Raw genomic sequence first — 18,965 nt, 5'->3', positions numbered from 1 at the left:
ACTCCCTAGAATGCAAGAGACGGGGCGATCCGGAACGCGAAGAAGAATCGAAAGGGAGGCGGCACGCCGATGGACGGATCACCGGGGCTCTCGCCCACCGAGCACCTGCTGCTCGGCCTGACCCGCCTCGGGCAGGCGGTGCGCCTGACCGCCTGGCACAACGGCGGTCCGGCGAAGCTCAGTCCGTTGCAGGCCGACATCCTGCTGTACCTGGCCGCGGACGCCCGGTCGCGCAGGCAGGGCGAGATCGTCAAGGCGCTCGCCTCCACGCCGCCGACGGTCAGCGACGCCATGCGCGCGCTCACCACGAAGGGCCTCGTCGATCGGCGGCGCGATCCGGTCGACACGCGCGCGGTGACGCTGACGCTGACGGACGCGGGTCGGGCGGAGGCGGATCGGCTGAGCGTCATTCCCGCGCCGCTGCGCGAGGCCCTCGACGCGCTGCCGGACGCCGACGTCGCGGCGATGTTGCGCGGAACCACCGCGATGATCAAGGTGTTGCAGGAACACGACGCGATCCCGGTCTCGCGTACGTGCGTCACCTGTCGCTTCTTCCGACCGGACGCGCACCCGCGCGACCCGGACCGGCCCCACCACTGCGCGTTCGTCGACGCACCGTTCGGGCCGGGCGAGCTACGGGTGGACTGCGCGGACCACGAACCGGCGGACGCCGGACGGGGGGAGGCCCGGTGAGCGGCCGGAAGCACTCGGGATCGGGGACGGCCCGACGGCCGTGAGCGTTCCTACACCCAGCCGCGCCGCACCGCCTGCACGCCGGCCTGGAACCGGTTCTCCGCGCCCAACTCGTCGAGGATCGCCCGCATTCGCCGCCGCAGGCTCCGGGTACTGGTGCCCAGTTGCCGGGCGATCGTCTCGTCCTTGAGTCCGGACAGCAGCAGGTTCAGGATCCGTCGGTCCTCCGCGTCGAGCGGGTCGCCCCGCGACTCGGAGCCGGCGGCGGTGAGTGGGACGGCCTGTGTCCAGAGCCCTTCGAACAGGGTGACCAGGGCGTCGACGAGGGTGGTGCCCCGGATGACGACGCTGCGGGTGATGGGCGAGTCGAGGTGCAGCGGCAGCAGGGCGATCCGGCGATCGGCGACGGACATCTTCAGCGGGAGGCCGGCGAGGACCCGGGCCTCCTCGCCGGCCTGCGACAGGCCGGCCACGTCGTCCAGGTTGCCGGGTATCTCCAACGACTCGGGGGCGTAGATCGTGCGGTACCGGACCCCGCGACCCAGGAGGGTGTGCTGGAGCGGGTTGCCGTGGGCGAGGACGTACGGCGGCCGATCCAGGCTCATGATCTCCTCGGTGGCCTCCTGCTGGAGCCGCGCGAACCACCGGCCCAGTTCGTCGGCGCTGGTCAGCACTTCGACGCCCTCGCCGGGGCGGGCGGTCTCGCCGAGCGCGCGGTAGACGGCCTCGAGTTCGGCGGCCGTCTCGGTGACCCTGCCGAGGTCGGCGTGTGCGTTGCGGACCAGGGCGGCGAGGGCGGCGGTGGGGCTGACGGCCGCCCACCGGGTGGGGCGGCCCGAGAGCCGGCTGACCAGACCGTGCCCGCGCAGCCGGGCGAGGGCGGACTGCAGCCGCTCGGCGCCCGAGCCGGTGCGCTCCGCCAAGTCGCGTACGGTGACCGGCGGTCCGGCCAGAACGGTGCGGTAGACCCGCTCGTCGAAGGGCGCGACCCCGACGGCGCCGAACACCAACTCGTCATTTTCCATGGCGAGCGAGCATGTCCGATTCCGGCGCCGGCCGCAACCGGCCGGCGGCGATATCTGGCCGATCGTCCGGAGCCGCGACTACAAAGGGCACACCACCGGCCCCATGGGAGACGGAATGTTCAACGCACAGCATTCACGGTCGAGTTCAGCGAAGGTGTCCCGGCGCCGACTACTCCTGATCGCCACGGTGGCCTTCGGCACCGTGTTCGGCGCGTTCGGCGCGGTGCCCGCCGGAGCGGAGCCCGCGGACCCCGTCGACCCGCCGACGACCCTGGCCACCCGGGGCAACGAATGGCGGCAGGTCGGCCCGAACGGCAGCGGCGGCAAACTGGCGTTCACCCCCGCCCGGCCCGAACGGGCCTACGTGCAGACCCCGATCGGCAACGTCGTCTTCCGCTCCGACGACCGGGGCACCACCTGGCAGCAGAGCAACGAACTGCCCGTGGACGCCACGGACGCCGGCGGTGTCGCGGCCAGCCCGATCCGGCCCGACGTGGTGTTCGCCGGTGGCGTGGAGAAGGAGCACTGGCGCGGGTACGTGCTGCGCAGCACCGACGCTGGCAAAACGTTCACCCAGGTGCTGGACACCCCCGCGCGGGTCAGCGGCGTCGTGTTCGACCCGAGCGGCGCGCGGCTGTACGTCACGGCCGCCGACGGGGTGCACGTCACCGGCGACCACGGCAACACCTGGCGGCCGCTGGCCGGTTCGCCCACCGACGCCCGCAACCCGAAGTTCACCGGCGGCGACCTGTACTTCACGTCCGGCGCCGATGTCTGGGTGCTCCGCCGCGGCGCGCACACCCCGGTGAAGCTGCCCCGTCCCGGTTCGACCGGCGCGGGTGTCGATCAGTTCACCGGTACCGGTGGCACCCTGGTCGCCCGGGGCGACCTGCAGGTCGCGCAGGTCTCCACCGACCGGGGCGCGCACTGGCGGGCGCTGCGCGGGCCGTGGGGCACCGACGTGGTGGTCCTGGGCGCGATCGTGGACGGTTCGGGTCGGCTGCACATCCAGGTCAATCAAGCCACCGGCGAGATGCAGCAATGGGGCAGCCGCGACAACGGCCGTACCTGGCGCCCCGAGGCGGGTCTGGCCCGCATCGACCTGTACGAGACCACCGGCACCTTCCCCGGCCGGCCCGGCACGGACGTGATCTCGGCCGGCGCGGGCATCTACACCACCGACGACCACCAGTCCTTCCGCCGGATCGGCGTGCCCGGCTCCGAGGTGTTGTCGCTGACCGTCGCCCGGGGGACGTCGGGCCCGGCGATCGTCGCGGGCACCATGACCGGCACCTACCAGTCGTCCGCGCCACTGAAGAACCGGCTGCCGCGCGGGTACCAGGAATGGGGCTTCTCCGGCAGCGCGCCGCACACCTTCGGCAACCGGATCGACGGCCTGGCGACCGACCCGTCGAACCCCTCGACCGTGTACCGGGTACGCAACACCTGCACCTCCGATCAACCCTGCTTCTATCTGGAGAAGTCGACCGACGCGGGCGTGCGGTGGACCATCACCCAGACCGCCGTACCGGGCAAGGCCCTCGGCATCGCGGTCAGCCCCGGTGACCCGAAGCGGCTGTACATCGCCACCCACTCGCCGTCGGCCGTCTACACCAGCGACGACGGCGGCGAGTCCCTCGTCCAGAACGGGCACGACGACCTGAAGGGCTTCACCGGCGTCGCCGTCGACCCGGTCGACCCGAACATCGCCTGGCTCGGCGGCCCGGACGGGCTGTTCCGCACCACCGACGGCGGCGTCACCCTGAACAAGCTCCTCGACGGCTGGGTGAGCGCGATCGCGCTGAACCCGCGCACCCCGGGCCACGCGCTCATCGCCGCCAGGGACGCGCTGTACGTGACCACCGACGACGGCAAGAACCTGACGAAGGTGGCCGGCGACCTGAGCGGTTACCTGAGCTCGCTGGCGTTCACCCCGGACGGCTCGACGGTGTTCGCGGGTTCGCACGAATACCATTCCCCGGCGCTCGGGGTGCTCCGCAGCACCGACGGCGGCCGGACCTGGGGCTCGATCACCGGGAACCTGCCGGAACCGTCGGTGTCGTCGCTGACCGTCTCGGCCGACGGCCGGTGGCTGTTCGCGGGCACGACCTACGGAAGCGTGCACCGACTGGCGGTGTGACCGGACCCGAACGCGCCGCCCCTGCCCGAACCCCGGTGCAGGGGTGGCGCGTTCGTGTCATCCGGAGGCAGCGCACGACGCCGGCCGCCACCGGCGGCGACCGTATGGCCCGACCGTCTCGGCGACGCCGGCCGCGTGCGCTCGGGTCAGTACGTCCTTCGGGGCGGGACCGGTGCCGCGAGGAGGTGGGTGAGCGCGGTGCCGCGGTCGGTGGGCAGCAGGCGGACCCGTTGGCCGTGGCGCTCCCGGCGCAGGAGGCCGGCGGCTTCCAGGTGTTGGCAGTGGTACGTCGCCGTGCTCACGCCGACCTGCAGGTGGTGGGCGAGTTCGCCGACCGTCGGCGTGCGGGGCAGGCTGCGCAGGATCTCCGCACGCACCGGGCCCAGTACCAGGGAGAGGCCGTCGCCACCGGCCTTCGGGCCGCCGTGTCCCGGGCGTCCGGGGTGGCCCGTGATGCGGCCGAGCCCGGGGACGGCGTAGGCGATCCAGAGGGCGTCGGTCCGGTCGGCTCCGTACATTCCGGCCGTGTATCCGGAGGCCAGGGGCATCAGGACGAGGGGTCGGGAGCCGAGTTCGCCCAGGTGTCCCGGGCAGGGGTGCGGCAATTTCAGGATGTTCTCCTCGTATCGGATGTGGCCGCCCAGTCCCGCGAGCAGCCCGTCGAGGCCGCCGGTCACCGCGGCCAGGCCGATACGTTCGGTCTCCCTGCCCATGAGCGCGTCCGCGTCCCGCCACAGCGGGGCGAAGGCGGCCCACGCGGCGGCGACGAGGCACCGGTAGGCGGTGACGAACCCGGCGGGATCGTCCAGCAGGGGCCGCCACGCCGGCGGGATCCCGGCGGCGTGGTACGTGGCCACCTCCTCGGCGAGGAGCGCCGGGTCGGCCGATGCCAGTTCCTCCTCCAGGGTCGTCACGTCGTGGACGTCGAGGTCGTGGACCAGTGCGAGGCGATCGGGAATCCAACCCGGTCGTGAGGCGAGCAGCGGACCGACGACGGCCGCCGCACCCGCCGGGAGGGCACGTCGCACCACGTCGCGCCACCGCGCGGGGACCCCGTGGACACGGTGCCCGAAGACGTCCTGGAGGAGTGGGAAGAGGGTTGCCCCGGGGTGGCGGTGCACCCTGACGTGCAGACGTTCCACCGCTCCCAGCTGTACGACACGACCCACCAACTTGCTTTCCCCCCAGGCTCGTTGACCTTTTCGAGGATATTCGAAAGTTGCGGGTGCGGTGGGCGGACGGACCGAGGATGGGAGCAGTCCCGGCCGCGGACCTCGCACGATGCGGATCGCGCGTCGCGCACCCTTCCCACCCACGAGAGGCAGTCGTCCATGTCCGTTCTTTCGCAGCGTGTCGTCCGGCCCTTGACCGTCATGGCCATCGCGGCACTCGCCGCCCTGATCCCCTCCACCGCGACCGCGTCGTCGCAGGAGCAGCAGAGCCCCAACTCCAGTGGCACCAACCGGATCCACTACGGCTCGGAGTGCAACCCCGCCCAGGCCAACGGCAGTATCTCCATGGAGGTGACCTGGCAGTACTCCGGCGGCGGCTTCCGCGTCACGCGGCTGGCGTTCTGGAACGGCACCAACCACACCGCGTCCTTCTCCGGACCGGTGCGGATGATCGACAACAACGGCAACGCGTCGAACGTCTGGATGGACAGCATCGCCCCGCACAGCTACGGAACGAAGTACGTGGACTTCACGACGCCCACCAAGGTCGTGCGCACCCACGCCCTGGAGTACCTGAGCGGCTTCACCGGCTTCTGCGGTGGCAGCAGCGGAGCGGACCTGGTCATCAACGGCTACATCTGACCGACACCCCGACCGGTGGTCGCGCCGTCCCCGAGGGGCCGAGGCGACCACCGGCAACACCGGAACGGCCGGCTAGCGTCGCAGGCCGCGGTCCAGCGCGGCCACGGCGCTGCCGTGCGAATCGTCGCCGTCCAGGGCCCAGATCATCACGCCGGCCAGGTCGTTGCGGCGCGTGTAGCGGGCCTTGGCGGTGAGGACTTCGGAGTTGTCGAAGCTGTAGAAGGTGTCGCCGTCGTACTTCCACGAGGCGCCGTGGACGCGGTCGACGTAGGTCCTGCCGGGGCGGGCGCCGAGTTCCTTGTAGGTGAGGTCCGGGGCGGTGCCGGTGGCCTTCTGGTAGAGGCCGTTGCGGTCGCCGGCCGGGACACCGGTCCATCCGTGGCCGTAGAACGGGACGCCCAGGACCGTCTTCCGGGACGGCAGTCCGAGCCGGGCGTAGTGGTCGACGGCCTTGTCGGCGCTGCGTTGGCGGGCGTCGGGGTCGGTGGGGTCGGAGTAGAGGTTCGCGTGGTGGTTGGCGGGGCCCTTGGCCTCCCAGCTGCCGTGGAGGTCGTAGGTCATGAGGTTGATGTAGTCGACCGAGGCGGAGACCGCGGGGATCTCCAGACGGTCGGCGACCACGGAACTGGCCGGGAGGGCGGCGGTCAACAGGTAGTGCCGGGGCCGGCCCCGGTCCCGGGTCCCGGCCCGTTGCGCGGCGTACTCGTCGAGCTGCTTGCGGAACTCGGCCATCAGGAGGGTGAAGTTGCGGCCGTCCTCGGGGCGGGAGACGTTGCCTTCCGCGCCGCCGCCGCCCGGGTACTCCCAGTCGACGTCGATGCCGTCGAAGACACCTTCGGCGGCGCCGGGGCCGCCTTCCGGGGCGCCGTCGAGCCTGGGCACGTTGCCCTTGATGTAGAGGTCGACGCAGGAGGAGACGAACCTCTTGCGGGACTCGTCGGTGGCGGCCGCGTCGGAGAAGTACTTGGACCAGGCCCAGCCGCCGAGTGAGATGACGGTCCTGAGTTGCCGGTTCTCGCCCTTCAGTTTGCGCAGTTGGTTGAAGTGGCCCTTGAGCGCCTGGCCGGGCGCGTCGGCCACACCGTCCACCGACTGGGCGGCGGTGAACGGGCGTTGGTAGTCGTCGTAGGCGTAGCCCTGGCCCTCGACGTTGGCCTCGAAACAGGTCCCCTCGGCGGAGACGTTGCCGAAGGCGTAGTTGATGACGGTCAGCTTCGCGGCCTGGCCGGTCTCCTGAACACGTTTGGCGGAGCTGTCGGCGCCCCACTGGGTGAAGTAGCCGATCCGCTGGCTCTTCGGCTTCGAGCCCTGGGACCCGTGGCCCGCGGCGTTCGCGGTGGTGGTGGCGGTGGCAAGCAGCACGGCGGCGGTGACGGCCGCGAGCAGACCGGAGGGACGAACGGGCATACACGATCTCCTTGTTCCGGCGGTGCGTCGATACGCCAGGGCAGGCGTAGCAGAGGTCTAGTCCATTCCGTCCCACCCGGACAAGGGATGTGTTCGGATCGACGCACCATGCAAAACGGAGGTCTGCCCGAAGAGTTCACGCAGGAGCGAACTCGCGTCTCTGGACTCCGAGTTCGCCCCCGGTGTCCGAGGCCCGTCCCGAGTACGGCCGGTGCGGTCGCATCCGGGGTCTCTTGCCGGTCAGCCCGGTGTGGGGGCGAGTCCCAGTTGTTCGAGGAAGGCCAACTGGTCGAAGTACAGTCGGTAGTCCACGATTCGGCCGTCCTCGACGGTCGCGACGTCGCATCCGTGGATGCGGACCGATTTGCCGGTCGCCGGGAGCGTGGTGCCGTCGGGGAGCTTCAGCGGGCCGGTGTTGGTCCCGAGGTACCAGCCTTCGTCCACCGCGGTGTCCCCCACCTCGTACTGGTGTTCCTGGTCGAACGCGCTGTCCGGGAGCGCGATGGTGAACTCCGCCATGTAGTTCGCGATCGCGTCGCGACCGCGGAGTTCCCCTTCCGGGGTGATGGCCACCGCGTCCTGTGCGAAGCACTCCGCGATGGCGTCGGTGTCCCTGGACGTGGTCATCGCCTCGGTGAGTCGGTCCATGGCTTCGCGTGCCTGTCCCATGACCTGCCTCCTTCCGGGTCCGGCCCCCACATCCCATGATCCCGCTCGCCGAGCCCGCGGACCACCGCGCCGGACGAGGTCGCGCCCAGGCCGGGGCGCGTCATCCGCCCTCGGCGTCCGCGGCGTCCTCGGCCTCCCAGCGCAGCAGGTCGCCCGGCTGGCATTCGAGTACGTCGCAGAGCGCGGCGAGTGTCGCGAAGCGGACCGCCTTGGCGCGGCCGTTCTTGAGTACCGCCAGGTTGGCGGGCGTGATCCCGACCCGGTCCGCGAGCTCGCCCACGGACATCTTCCGCTTCGCCAGCATCACGTCGATGTCGACGGTGATCGGCATCAGATCACCTCGTCCAACTCGGCCCGCATCCGCGCCGCTTCGACGTCGCGCGCGACGGCCTGGGCGAGCAGCGCCCGCAGCACGAACACGACGAGCGCGACCCCCAGAACGGCCAAGCCGATCCCGCCCATGACGAGGGTGACGCCCGGGTCGTCCCGCTGGTCCGGCGCGTTGAGGGCCGTGACCGCGAACCACAAGAGGGCGGCTGCCACGATCGCGCCGATCACGCCGTCCACATACCGGAAGGCGTCGTGCGAGAACACGGTTCCGCGCCGCACCATCGTCACCAGCCGCCATACGCAGACCAGGGCGACCTGGACCGACACCATCCCCAGGATCGTGATCACGCGCAGCGGGTTCAGCGGGAGTGACCCGTCCTCCGAGTCCTTTCCGCCGGCCAACGCCCACACCATCCCCGCCTGTACGAACACGGTGCCGGCGAGCACCACCGCGAGTACGGCGCGCAGGGCACGCACTGCCAGCTTTCCCATGACTCATCCTCCCATCGAATGACGATAGGAATCTATCGATTCTCGATAGGTGAAGCAAGGGTTGCAGCGGAGATCGGCGAGCAGAGAGTGGGCGGCGGTGTCACACCGTGGCGGGCCGGGCGGTGTCAGGGCAGGAGCCGTGCGAGTCGGGCCATTTCCGCCTCGGGGTTCACCACGGGCTGGATCACGAGTTCGTCGACGCCCGCCTTCTCCAGTGCTTCGATCCGCCGTCCGATCTCGTCCCCGGTACCCACCAGACCGAACCTGTCCACCAGCGAGGGCACGACGAGTTCGCGCTCGTCGTTGGACAGCCGGCCGAGATAGTTGCGGTAGAGCGTGTGGTGGCGGTCGGGGTCGCCGGCGGTGGTACCGCGCAGGCGGAGCAGGCGGTCGACCGCCGCGGACTCCTCCCGAGGCAGCGCCGCGCGGAAGGCCGGGTTCTCCACCGCGAGGATCAGTGCGCTCACCGCGATGTGCCCGATCGTGTCCTTGACGGCATCGCCGTACCGGTCCTCGCCGTCGGCGAGCACGTACAGGGAGGAGACGAGGTACGACCGCGTCTTCCCGCTGTTGCCCGCGGCCTGTGCCGCGGTCCGGCGGGCCCGGCCCAGCGCGGACCAGGCCTCGGGGGCGTGCAGCGCGAAGGAGATCATTCCCGTCCCCAGGCGGCCGGCGACGGCGGCGACTTTCGGGCCGAACGCGGCCACGACGAACTCCACCGGGTCCTCGGTGTTCACGGAGCCGTCGACGTGCAGGAAGCGCACCCTGCTCGACCGGGTCCCCTCGTGATGGTCCGACTCGCGGCCCGCGGTGAGATCCCGCAAGGCAGCCGTGAACGACTCCAGTTCCGCCGTCTTCGCGGGCCGCATGCCCAGCGTGCGGCGTGCGGTGTTGCCGGTGCCGACCCCGCAGACGACGCGGCCGGGAGCGAGGGCGTTGAGACTGCCGAGCGCCGCCGCAGCGGCGGGCGCGGAGCGCAGTGCCGGTGAGGTGACCCCGATGCCGAGTTTGATCCGGTTGGTGGTCATGGCGCAGAGCGCGAGGGCGACGAACGGATCACCATGGACCATCGGCGTGTCGTACACCCAGAAACTACCGAAGCCGAGCTCCTCCGCGCGGGCGGCGAAGTGCTCCAGGCCCGGACGTGCGGTCATGATGATGCCGATCCGCATGCCGATCCCTCTCGCCGTCGGGTGCCACGGCCGGACGACTCTCGGGTCGCGGCCCTTCCGGGTGGTGGCTGTGATCGTGCCCCACCGGGCGGTGGCTACACGCCGATCCCGGCCGGAGCTCGCCCGGCGCTGATCGCGCGGCCGCGGCGCCGCCGCACGGGCTGCGGCTTTGCGAGTCGGGAACGCCGGCGGGACCCTGGAGGTGGTAGGGGCCGCCGTCCGGCGGCCGGCGGCCCGCCCACCACTACGGACGCCGAGGGCCGGACCCATGACATTCATCCAGATCATCGAATACAGGACGAGCCGCATCGACGAGTTCGACGCGGCCCTGGACGCCTGGGTCGCCAGGAACGAAGGTCACCGCGTGGCGACGCGCGCTGCGCAGACCCGCGACCGCGACCGCGAGAACGTGTACCTGAACATCGTGGAATTCCCGTCCCACGAACTGGCGATGGACAACTCCAACCGCCCCGAGACGGCCGAATTCGCGGCCCGGTTGGCCGAGTTGTGCGACGGGCCGCCCACCTTCCGCAACCTCGACGTGCTGCGCGTCCGCGAATTCGGGAGTTGAGTCGAGGCGCGCCCGACGGCTTCGCCGATCTCGCCGTCGGCGGCCCGCCGGCCGACACACCGGCACGCCGGCCGGCGCGGATCATGGGGACGTGGTGCCCGTTGCGCGCAGGGCTCCCTTGGCGATGGTGCCGTTTCGTACGGTGTAGGACCCCGCGAACAGGTGGACGCTGCCGTCGGTGCGCCGTGCGGCGACTCGTACCTGCACGGTGTCGCCGCTGACGGAGTCGACGGTCAGGCGGTCGCTCACGGTGTCCGAGAAGCCGGCGACGAATGCGGCGTAGGTCGAGCCGAGGTTGTTGCCGCCGAGGTTCCACGCCGTCGGGTAGTCGCCTCGGTTGATGGCGTCGTAGTAGCGGGCGACGACGGTGGCCGGGTCCGATGCCGGAGCACTCGTCGGGGCGAAAACGGTTGTGGTGGCCGGGGCCGGGCGCGTCTGCGAGAACGACGCGCTCGGGGACGGGCCGGTCGAGAGCGAGGCGGCCGCCGTTCTCGGCACGAACACCCGGGTCGGTGGGAGCGGCGTGCGAGTTCCGGGGGCGACGGGGGTCTCGGTGGTCGTCGCCGCGGTGGTGGTGTCGGAGCCGGAGTCTCCCTCCCGGACGAGAAGGATCGTGACGGCGATCGCGGCCACGCCGAGGGCGGTCAGGATCGCTATGAGGACGCGCCGACTTCCCACGTCCGCGGGAGTGCTCGCGAGCGCGGTCGTTTCGGCGTTCCAGGGGCCTACCTCACCGCCGCAGACGGTGCAAAAGCGCAGTGCCGCCGCCGAGAGGGCGGCCCCGCAGTGGGCGCACGTGATCATGATGGCTCGCCTCTCGGAGAGTCGATGCCGCGCCGTGGAAGCGGAGTTCGCCCCTCGGCGGTCGGTCAGGACGGGAACAGGGTGTTGATCGCCTGGATGAGCAGTGCGATCGCCCCGCTCAACGCGGTGGCGCCGCCCACGGCGTCGCGCAGTGACGTGGCGGTTCGCTTCAGGCGCACGCGACTCGGCGGGGTCAGCGTGAGCTCGTGACGCAGCTCCTCGGCGTCGGCGAGGGCCTGTTCGCGGTCGGTCAGTGTGTTCTCGGCCGCCCGAATCCGGACGATGAGTTCGTCGACCGCCGCCCGCAGCTCGTCCGGGGTCCGCGGCGCCGACCGGGTGGCCGACCCGGTGGTCGTGGTCTGCTCCGCACGGGCCTGGTGGCCGACGGCGATCGCGGACTCGGCGACGTTCGCGTTCTCGCCGATATCGACCTTGTTTGTTTCCTTGCCCATGTCGACTCCGTTCGTTTCGTGCCGAACCCGGGTCCGGTTCGGGGCGGGGGGTTTCTAGGGTTTTCCGTTCGAGGTGGCCGAGGCTCCTCGGCCGACGCTGAATGCCGATCCGGTGACGGTGGCTCCGGCGCCCACGGTGAGGCTGTTGTTGACGATCGTCTCGGCACGCCGCTTGAGTTCCGCGGGGTCGATGTTCTTTTCTTCGAGGAAGTCGACGAGAGTGTCGAAGATCCTCTTCTCCACGACCTTCGTATACATTTCCTGATCAAGTTTCTGGAAATATCGGTGATAGCCGATCAGGAGCCCGTTCGAGTCGAGGCCGAGCCGGAGGACCGTTCGGATGACCGGGCTCAGCATCGGGTCGAGGACGGGGCCGAGCGAGGGAAAACGGTCCGGGACGCGGGAGCGCAGGTCGCTGGCTTCCTGCCGGATGCTCAGCAGGGCACCGTGATTGAAGGTGAAGCGCTTGGCGATCATCCGCCGTTGACGCGCCTGCTTCCAACGCCGTCGAAGGCTCGCGAAGATCTGCTTGAGGGTGCGCGGGATACAGCGGAACATCAGGCCGAACCACCGGAATCCACTGGCCACGACGAGCCGCGTGAGCTCTCCGAAGGTGGGGCGCAGCAGCAGATCGTCGATCTCGTAGTAGCGCCAGTGCAAGGGTGGCAGCAGGGAGTGGTTCACCTCGACGAACAGATGTGAGGAACCGACCGTCACCCGCAGGAAGAGCGAGTAGACGAGCTGTCCGCCCCAACCGACGATCTCCACCACCAGATAGGGACGGGCCCGATCCTCGGGGTGTTCGGTGAGGTATGCCAGGACCGCGTCGGAGACTCGGTCGACCGGGCGCGGGTTCCGGCCGGTCAGGAACCGGCTGTCGTGGTGGATGTCGGCGCCGTTGATGAACAGCCGGTCGTGGACGCCGAGCCCGGGAAGGTCGAGGAGCGCGATCCTGGACGTGAGCCTGCCGCGCAGCTCGGAGGCGGTGAAGGAGACGACGGGTTGCTCGTCGCACGGCACCGTCGTGTCCAGGGCGAACGACCAGCTGTCCAGCGTCCAGCCGTGACCGAGGAACGGGTCGAATCCGCTGTAGGTGCTCACGTTGCCGGCCGCGTAGGTGGCGACCAGGGCGATCTGGTCCCGCGTCACCTGCCACTGGGGATCGGGCGCCCGGGAGGCGTCGAACGTCCCGCGCCGCAGCGTCTGCGCGAGGGCTCCCCAGCGGGCGACGTATGCCTCGGCGACGACCACGGCCCAGGACGCCACGACCACGACGACGCCCGCGAGTGATCCGATGGTCAGGAAGCTCACGACGGCCAGGATCAGCAATGCGGCCAGGGCCGCGTCCCGGGTCAGATGCCGGGCGCGAGCCGCGATGGCGTGCTTCATCACCGCGACGAGGTCGACGCCCGGGGACCGCACCACCGCACGGAGCGGCTCCTCGAGGACATCCTCGACGAGTTTCTCGGCCAGCCTGCTGTCCAGGTGAACGGCCGCGCACAGGTAGCGCGTCGCTTCGTCCGTCGTCGTACCCGGTGCATTCGCGGCGTGCGATGTGCCGGTGGGTGCTCCGGGCCGGTGATGGATCACGCGTCCGGCCGGCGGCGAGGCCGCCGGTTGGGCGGGTATCCCCACGGACGGAGTCACCATCGTGGTTTCGCTTCGATCCGCCGGCCGCAGTGGCATGCGGTCCGCGCGCTTTATCTGTACACCACAGCCACCGCAGAAATCCGCTGCCTCTGGATTCTCGTGACCACACGAATTACATCGCACACCCCATCGCCCCCCACGCTCCGGATCCGGAGAATGCCCCTGGGGGCGACATTACTCGTATGGGGCGGGCGAGGGCGGAATAGTCGGGATGTTCGTCGAAGCAATGAGAATCGTTGTCGGGAGAAGAATCCGACCTTCCGGTTCGCCGTCATTCGACCGCTCGTGGCTTCCGGTGTGGAAACTTCCCGGAAGCGGAAGAGCGACGGGACGAGCGGTCACGGCGGAACGAAGTGTGTCGAGGTTCGGCCGGTTGTCATGGGGGCTGTTCGACTGCCTGTCGGCCCGTGCCCGCACGCTCCCGCCCCACCCGGACCCGGGCAGGGTCGTTGGACCCGGGTTCGGGGACCGGTCGGCCCTGCCCGGTGTGGGGGTTCGGCGCGAGGCTGGCGGTGAGCGGCGCGAATCGCGCCCGGGTCGAAGGGAACGGGACCATGCACGAGGTCGATACACCGCACGCGATCTGGGCGCTGGCCGCCGACGGCGAGACGGTGCTGCTGCGGCGTCCGGGACCCGAGGACCGGGACCGGGTGCTGGCGATGCATCGCGCGATGTCGGCGGAGAACCTGTATCTGCGGTTCTTCGGCGTGTCGGAGTCGGCGGCGCGTGCGACCGCCGAGCGGGTGAGCAGGCCCGGCAGGCCCGGATACGGCGCACTGATCGCGCTCACGCCCGACGGGGACGCGGTGGTCGGGGTCGTCGAGTACAACGGCGACGGCTCCGGCTCCGACGAGGCGGAACTGGCGTTGGCGGTGGCCGACGCGTGGCAGGGCAGGGGGATCGGCACGCTGCTGATCGAGCACGTGGTGACGATGGCCCGCGCGAACGGCGTGCGCACGCTGGTGGCGGACCTGTTGCCGTGGAACCGGCCGATGTTGCGGGTCCTGGAGGACATGGGCATGCCGGTCCGGAACCGGCTCGTATCCGGTGTGCTGAGCTGCGCGATCCCGCTGGACGGCGACATACCGACGATCGAGCGCTACCTGACCGCCGTGGCACGGCGCGAGGCACTGGCGGACGTGGCCAGCCTGGTCCCGCTGTTCGCGCCCCGCTCGGTGGCCATCGCGGGCGCGGGGCGACGGGTCGACTCGGTCGGCCGGGCGCTGCTGCACAACATCAAGGCGGCCGGCTACACCGGGTCGTTGAGCGTGCTGCATCCCACGGCGGCCGAGGTGGATGGGGTGTTGGCGTTCCCGACGCCCGATCTGCTCCCCGAGATTCCCGACCTGGTCGTGGTGGCCGTCCCGGCGGACCGGGTCCCCGACCTGGTCGAGGACTGCGGACGTGCCGGGGTGCGGGCCGTGGTCGTGGTGACCTCGGGCGGCACGCCGGAGCAGGCCGCGCGCGTGCACGCCTCCATCCGACGGCACGGGATGCGCATGGTCGGCCCGAACTGCCTGGGCATCGCGCAGACCGACCCGGCGACGGCCCTGAACGCGACCTTCGGTTGGGCCGTCCCCGCTCCGGGCGGCGCCGGGGTGGCGGTGCAGTCCGGCGGTGTGGGGATCGCCTTGATCGAGCAGTTGAACCGCCTGGGGATCGGGGTGTCCACGTTCGCGTCACTCGGTGACAAGTACGACGTCAGCGGCAACGACATGCTCCAGTGGTGGCAGGCCGATCCGCGCACCACGATGGCGATCCTGCACCTGGAATCCTTCGGCAACCCGCGCAAGTTCTCCCGGATCGCGCGCACCGTCGGCCGTGCCAAGCCGGTGCTCACCGTGGACGCGGGGCGCTCCGCCGCCGGCCGTCGCGCCGCCGGGTCGCACACCGCCGCGGCCGTCACCCCGACGGTGGCACGCGGCGCGTTGTTCCGCCAGGCCGGCGTGACCGCCGTACAGACCCTCGGCGACCTGGTCGCCGTCGCGGCCCTGCTGCACGCGCAACCCCTGCCCGACGGCGCCTCGGTCGCGGTGATCGGCAACGCGGGCGGCGCGGGGGTGTTGGCGGCGGACGCGTGCGTGGACGCGGGGCTGGCCGTGCCGCGCTTCGGCCCCGACCTCGAGGCCGACCTGCGGGCGCTGTTGCCCGCCGGCGCCGCGTGCGCCAACCCGGTCGACACCACCGCCACCGTCGACGGCGAGATCCTGCGCCGCTGCGTGGACCGGGTGTTGGCGGCGGGCCACGTGGACGCGGTGGTGCTTGCCCTGGCCCCCACCGCGCTCGGCGATCCGCTCGGCGACATTCTGGCCGGCCCGGCGGTGCGTGAGCGGCCCGTCCTGGTGATCGCTCCGGAACGCGCCGCGTCGGTGGAACTGTTGCCCGCTGTCGATGGGGCGGTGCCGGTGTACAACGACGCGCGCACCGCCGCCGTCGCGCTCGCCCACGCCTACGAGCGCTCGATGTGGCTGACCCGCCCGCGCGGCACGGTACCGCCGTTGCCCGACGTCGACCGCGGCGCGGCCCGCGCGCTCGTCGCCGACCACCTGACGCGCGAGCCCGACGGGGGATGGCTGCCACCTCGCGAGTGCGCACGTCTGCTGGGCGCCTACGGCATCGAGGTCAGCCCGTGGCGGCAGGCGTTCGACGCCGACGAGGCCGTGGCGCTCGCCCGCGAACTCGCCCCGCTGGGCGCCTACGGCGCGGTCGTGCTCAAGGCGTACGGCCCGCACATCGTGCACAAGAGCGACGTGGGCGGGGTCCGGCTGCGCCTGGTCGGCGACGACGCGGTGCGCGAGGCCTTCACCGACCTCGCCCGTCGCATCGGCGCCCTGATGGAAAGCGTGGTCATCCAGCCCATGGCCGCCTCCGGCGTCGAGTTGATCGCCGGGGTCACCCAGGACGAAGTGCTGGGCCCCCTGGTGCTGTTCGGCCTCGGCGGAGTGACCACCGATGTGCTGGGCGACCACGGCGCCCGGCTGACCCCGCTGACCGACCTGGACGCACACACGTTGTTGGCCGGTTCGCGCGGGGCGCCGCTGCTCTACGGCCACCGGGGCGCGTCCCCCACCGACACGGCCGGGATCGAGAACATCCTGCACCGCCTGTCCCGGCTCGCGGACGACGTGCCACAACTGGCGGAGGCCGACCTGAACCCGCTGGTCGCCCGCCCCGACGGCGTCACCGTCCTCGACGCCCGCATCCGCCTCGCGCCGCGACCCGGACACGACCCGTACCTGCGACGCCTGCGCTGACACTCGGCGCTTCACCGCGATGGTCGCCCGATGCCCACACGGTTCGCGAGCGACGAACTCGACGCACCGGCCGCCTGCTGCCCCGGTCGGCCGGCCGGTGGGTCCAAGGACACGAGCGGCTCGGCGACTTCCGGGCATATCCGGCCGGGTGGGGCTTCGTGGTCGGCAGGACCACCTCGTGCGCGGCGCGCCGGCCCTGCCGGGTGAACGCTTCGGCCCTACACACCCGAAGGGGCGGTCGGCGGACGCGAGCCCGCGGCGCGCCGCACGAGTCGGCCGGTGACGAACTCGGAGGTGATCGAGAACCACGCTTGGTCCTGCCCGTGGTCGGCTTCGGCCGCCAGGTGTGTCGGGCGCGGGGCGGCGGGGGCGTGGATGCGGGAGGCGTGGCCGGTGATGGTGCCCGTCCAGCCGGCAAGCGTCGTCGGGTCGATGTGATCGGCCTGGAACGCGACCACCGCGTCCACCGCGGCCTTGGCGAGCGTGGAGTCGGCGGGCGTGCGGAAGACCACCGACTCTCCGTCGAAGACGAACACCACCAGGTGTACGGCCGGAAGAGCGCCCTCGCTGACGACGACGCGCCCCACCTGTGCGCCGGCCATCAATTCCAGCGTCTCCCGCCGGTCGAGGGAACGTGTCGTCACGAGGTCTTCGCTCATCCCCCCACTCTCGAACCCCGACCGGGTCTTCGACCAGGGCCGAACGGCCCTGCGCCGATGAGCCGACGCGTACTTTGCGTGACGGGCCATACGCCCTTCGGCTCGGGTGGCTCGCTCGCGGGTTCGCCGGGCTCGGGTTCCCGGAGGGGCGGGGTGTGCGTGGTGTCCGGCTTCTGCCGGTACGCAGGGCTTCGGGATCGGGACCGAAAGCGACTCGGCCGGGCCCGTCACACGGACGGTGCCCGGCCGAGGCCCACGGCGATCGCGGCGGCGATCAGAGCAGCCAGCGGTGGTCGCGGACGATCGGCAGCCGGGCCCACAGGGCACCGAGGCCGAGTCGACTGCCGACGGCGATCGCGGCGAGGGCGATCAACGAGATCGCGTAGACGACGTGGTAGTCGGTGAAGGGGTTGGTGGAGGCGGTGGGTTTGCCGCTGTCGAGGTGCTTGGCGGGCGGCCATTCGGCGATCCACATCAGGGCCATCATGGCGGTGCCGGACAGGGCCGCCAGGCGCAGGCCGATGCCCAGGATCAGGGCGAGGCCGACACCGAGCAGGCCGAGCATGAACAGCTGGTCGGCCCAGGCTTCCCCGGCCCAGCCGCGCAGCGTGCCGGCCATCGGGCCGACGTGCACGTGGGACAGGAACCCCTTGGTGGGGGAGCCGCCGTCGACCCAGCCCTTGCCGTTCGCGGTGGCGTAGCCGAGGCCGAACGTCTTGTCGAGGAACGCCCACAGGAACACGAAGCCCAGCAGAACGCGCAGGCCCGCCACGGCGACATCGGCCGCGCGGACCGCGGTGATCGCCGGGGACCCGACCACGACGTCGGGTCCGGTCCCGTCCCTCCCGGGTGCCGAGGCGGAGTGGCGGGGCAGGTGCGGGCGCGAGGACGGTCGGTGGTCGTGTGCGGTTGCCATGTCGATTCCCTCCCTGGTGGCGCCGGGCCGGTGCTCGGCGCTCGGCCGCCGACGTGCGCTGTTGGGCCGTGACGCCAATCTCCCGTGATCCCGGGGCCCGCCCCAGGGCCGAGAGGCCCGAACCGGCGGGTCCAACAGCCGGTTGCCGCCAGGACGTTGCCGGTGCGGCGCACGGACGCGGGGACGAAAGAGCGGTCGCCCCCGACGGATCGGGGACGACCGCCTCGGAGTACGGTCCCTCTTGCGCGCGTTCATCTCGGAGCTTCGCGTCACGGGTCCGACGCCGCATCGAGACGAACCGCGTCGAACGCGGTCAACCCAGCGGGACGCGCCACTCCACCAGTGCGCCGCCGTCGGGCGCGGGGCCGAACGAGCATGTGCCGCCCAGCGATTCCGCCCGCTCTCGCATATTTCCCAGGCCGCTGTCGCGGGTCGGTGCGGTGGGCGGGCCGACGCCGTCGTCGCGCACCCGAAGGCGTACATGTTTGTCGTCGGTCTCGACGTGGACCTCGACCCGGTTCGCGTGTGCGTGGCGGGCGGTGTTGGCGAGTGCTTCGCGCAGGACGGCGATCAATTGGACGGCGACGGTTTCGGGTACGGAGGTGTCGAGGAGGCCGTCGACGCGCAGGGTGGGGGCGAAGCCGAGGGTTTCGGTGGCGGCGTCGACCTCGCGCAGGCAGCGTGAGCGCAGTCCGGTGCCGGTGTCGCGGTCGCGGGCCTTGAGGGAGAAGATCGTGGAGCGGATGACCTTGATGGTGTCGTCGAGGGCGTCCACGGCGGATTCGACGCGTTCCAGGGCTTCGGGGTGGTCGATGAAGCGGGTGGCGCTCTGCAGGGTCATGCCGGTGGCGAAGAGCCGTTGGATGGCGAGGTCGTGCAGGTCGCGGGCGATGCGGTCGCGGTCCCGGAGCACGGTC

General features: G+C 71.3%; 18 protein-coding genes. 5 read left to right on the top strand and 13 right to left on the bottom strand.

The window, feature by feature from the left end; translation table 11 throughout:
• Positions 1-69 precede the first annotated feature (69 nt).
• On the top strand, positions 70-693 hold the full coding sequence (locus EMA17_RS50765) for a MarR family winged helix-turn-helix transcriptional regulator (protein ID WP_126644018.1): 624 nt from the start codon (positions 70-72) through the stop codon (positions 691-693).
• Between the two features lie 50 nt (positions 694-743).
• On the opposite strand, the gene EMA17_RS50760 is transcribed toward EMA17_RS50765, so the two are convergent.
• Entirely contained in the window at positions 744-1,718 is a 975-nt protein-coding gene (locus tag EMA17_RS50760) for a helix-turn-helix domain-containing protein (RefSeq protein WP_126644017.1), read from the bottom strand.
• Between the two features lie 115 nt (positions 1,719-1,833).
• Between EMA17_RS50760 and EMA17_RS50755 the strand changes: the two genes are divergently transcribed.
• The gene (locus EMA17_RS50755; protein ID WP_126644016.1) at positions 1,834-3,858 is read left to right on the top strand and encodes a WD40/YVTN/BNR-like repeat-containing protein; all 2,025 of its coding nucleotides are present in this window, start codon (positions 1,834-1,836) and stop codon (positions 3,856-3,858) included.
• A 146-nt stretch (positions 3,859-4,004) separates the two neighbouring features.
• Here the strand turns inward: EMA17_RS50755 and EMA17_RS50750 are convergent, their stop codons facing one another.
• Positions 4,005-5,000, bottom strand: coding sequence for an ArsR/SmtB family transcription factor (locus tag EMA17_RS50750; RefSeq protein ID WP_126644015.1), 996 nt, complete (start codon positions 4,998-5,000; stop codon positions 4,005-4,007).
• Between the two features lie 222 nt (positions 5,001-5,222).
• Here EMA17_RS50750 and EMA17_RS50745 point away from each other — a divergent pair, with 222 nt between their 5' ends.
• Complete coding sequence (locus EMA17_RS50745) at positions 5,223-5,672, top strand: hypothetical protein (RefSeq protein ID WP_126644014.1); 450 nt, start codon at positions 5,223-5,225, stop codon at positions 5,670-5,672.
• A 72-nt stretch (positions 5,673-5,744) separates the two neighbouring features.
• On the opposite strand, the gene EMA17_RS50740 is transcribed toward EMA17_RS50745, so the two are convergent.
• The 5 genes from EMA17_RS50740 to EMA17_RS50720 all read right to left on the bottom strand — a co-directional run bounded on the left by EMA17_RS50740 (position 5,745) and on the right by EMA17_RS50720 (position 9,742).
• Positions 5,745-7,079 (bottom strand): glycoside hydrolase family 18 protein, encoded by a 1,335-nt coding sequence (locus EMA17_RS50740; protein WP_126644013.1) that lies wholly within the window; start codon positions 7,077-7,079, stop codon positions 5,745-5,747.
• Between the two features lie 240 nt (positions 7,080-7,319).
• The gene (locus EMA17_RS50735; protein WP_126644012.1) at positions 7,320-7,748 is read right to left on the bottom strand and encodes an ester cyclase; all 429 of its coding nucleotides are present in this window, start codon (positions 7,746-7,748) and stop codon (positions 7,320-7,322) included.
• A 100-nt stretch (positions 7,749-7,848) separates the two neighbouring features.
• Positions 7,849-8,079 (bottom strand): helix-turn-helix domain-containing protein, encoded by a 231-nt coding sequence (locus tag EMA17_RS50730; protein ID WP_126644011.1) that lies wholly within the window; start codon positions 8,077-8,079, stop codon positions 7,849-7,851.
• A complete protein-coding gene (locus EMA17_RS50725; RefSeq protein ID WP_126644010.1) occupies positions 8,079-8,570 on the bottom strand; it encodes a DUF2975 domain-containing protein in 492 nt (163 codons plus the stop codon). Before EMA17_RS50725 ends, EMA17_RS50730 begins: the two co-directional genes overlap by 1 nt.
• A gap of 125 nt (positions 8,571-8,695) precedes the next feature.
• Positions 8,696-9,742: an LLM class flavin-dependent oxidoreductase gene (locus EMA17_RS50720; RefSeq protein WP_126644009.1), complete on the bottom strand. Its 1,047-nt coding sequence runs from the start codon at positions 9,740-9,742 to the stop codon at positions 8,696-8,698.
• A 268-nt stretch (positions 9,743-10,010) separates the two neighbouring features.
• Here EMA17_RS50720 and EMA17_RS50715 point away from each other — a divergent pair, with 268 nt between their 5' ends.
• Positions 10,011-10,313: a hypothetical protein gene (locus tag EMA17_RS50715; protein ID WP_126644008.1), complete on the top strand. Its 303-nt coding sequence runs from the start codon at positions 10,011-10,013 to the stop codon at positions 10,311-10,313.
• An 81-nt stretch (positions 10,314-10,394) separates the two neighbouring features.
• Here EMA17_RS50715 and EMA17_RS50710 read toward each other — a convergent pair whose 3' ends face one another.
• The 3 genes from EMA17_RS50710 to EMA17_RS50700 form a co-directional block, all read right to left on the bottom strand.
• Positions 10,395-11,117, bottom strand: coding sequence for a nuclear transport factor 2 family protein (locus EMA17_RS50710; RefSeq protein WP_126644007.1), 723 nt, complete (start codon positions 11,115-11,117; stop codon positions 10,395-10,397).
• 65 nt (positions 11,118-11,182) lie between these two features.
• Positions 11,183-11,569, bottom strand: a complete 387-nt coding sequence (locus EMA17_RS50705) for a hypothetical protein (RefSeq protein ID WP_126644006.1) — start codon at positions 11,567-11,569, stop codon at positions 11,183-11,185.
• Positions 11,570-11,623: 54 nt separating this feature from the next.
• Positions 11,624-13,219, bottom strand: a complete 1,596-nt coding sequence (locus EMA17_RS50700; RefSeq protein WP_126644005.1) for an AbeC-like domain-containing protein — start codon at positions 13,217-13,219, stop codon at positions 11,624-11,626.
• A 554-nt stretch (positions 13,220-13,773) separates the two neighbouring features.
• Between EMA17_RS50700 and EMA17_RS50695 the strand changes: the two genes are divergently transcribed.
• The gene (locus EMA17_RS50695; protein WP_126644004.1) at positions 13,774-16,473 is read left to right on the top strand and encodes a GNAT family N-acetyltransferase; all 2,700 of its coding nucleotides are present in this window, start codon (positions 13,774-13,776) and stop codon (positions 16,471-16,473) included.
• Positions 16,474-16,691: 218 nt separating this feature from the next.
• Here the strand turns inward: EMA17_RS50695 and EMA17_RS50690 are convergent, their stop codons facing one another.
• The 3 genes from EMA17_RS50690 to EMA17_RS50680 all read right to left on the bottom strand — a co-directional run.
• Positions 16,692-17,132 carry a pyridoxamine 5'-phosphate oxidase family protein gene (locus EMA17_RS50690; protein ID WP_126644003.1) on the bottom strand — a complete coding sequence of 147 codons (441 nt, stop codon included), beginning with the start codon at positions 17,130-17,132 and terminating at the stop codon, positions 16,692-16,694.
• Positions 17,133-17,406: 274 nt separating this feature from the next.
• Positions 17,407-18,048 (bottom strand): DoxX family membrane protein, encoded by a 642-nt coding sequence (locus EMA17_RS50685; protein ID WP_126644002.1) that lies wholly within the window; start codon positions 18,046-18,048, stop codon positions 17,407-17,409.
• A gap of 313 nt (positions 18,049-18,361) precedes the next feature.
• Positions 18,362-18,965 (bottom strand): sensor histidine kinase (locus tag EMA17_RS50680; protein WP_246127487.1); only part of this gene is annotated, 604 nt, incomplete at its 5' end.

This window comes from Embleya hyalina (genome assembly GCF_003967355.1).
GTDB lineage: Bacteria > Actinomycetota > Actinomycetes > Streptomycetales > Streptomycetaceae > Embleya > Embleya hyalina.
Note: the sequence above shows the minus strand (reverse complement) of the source record. Positions and strands in the feature narration are given on the sequence as shown.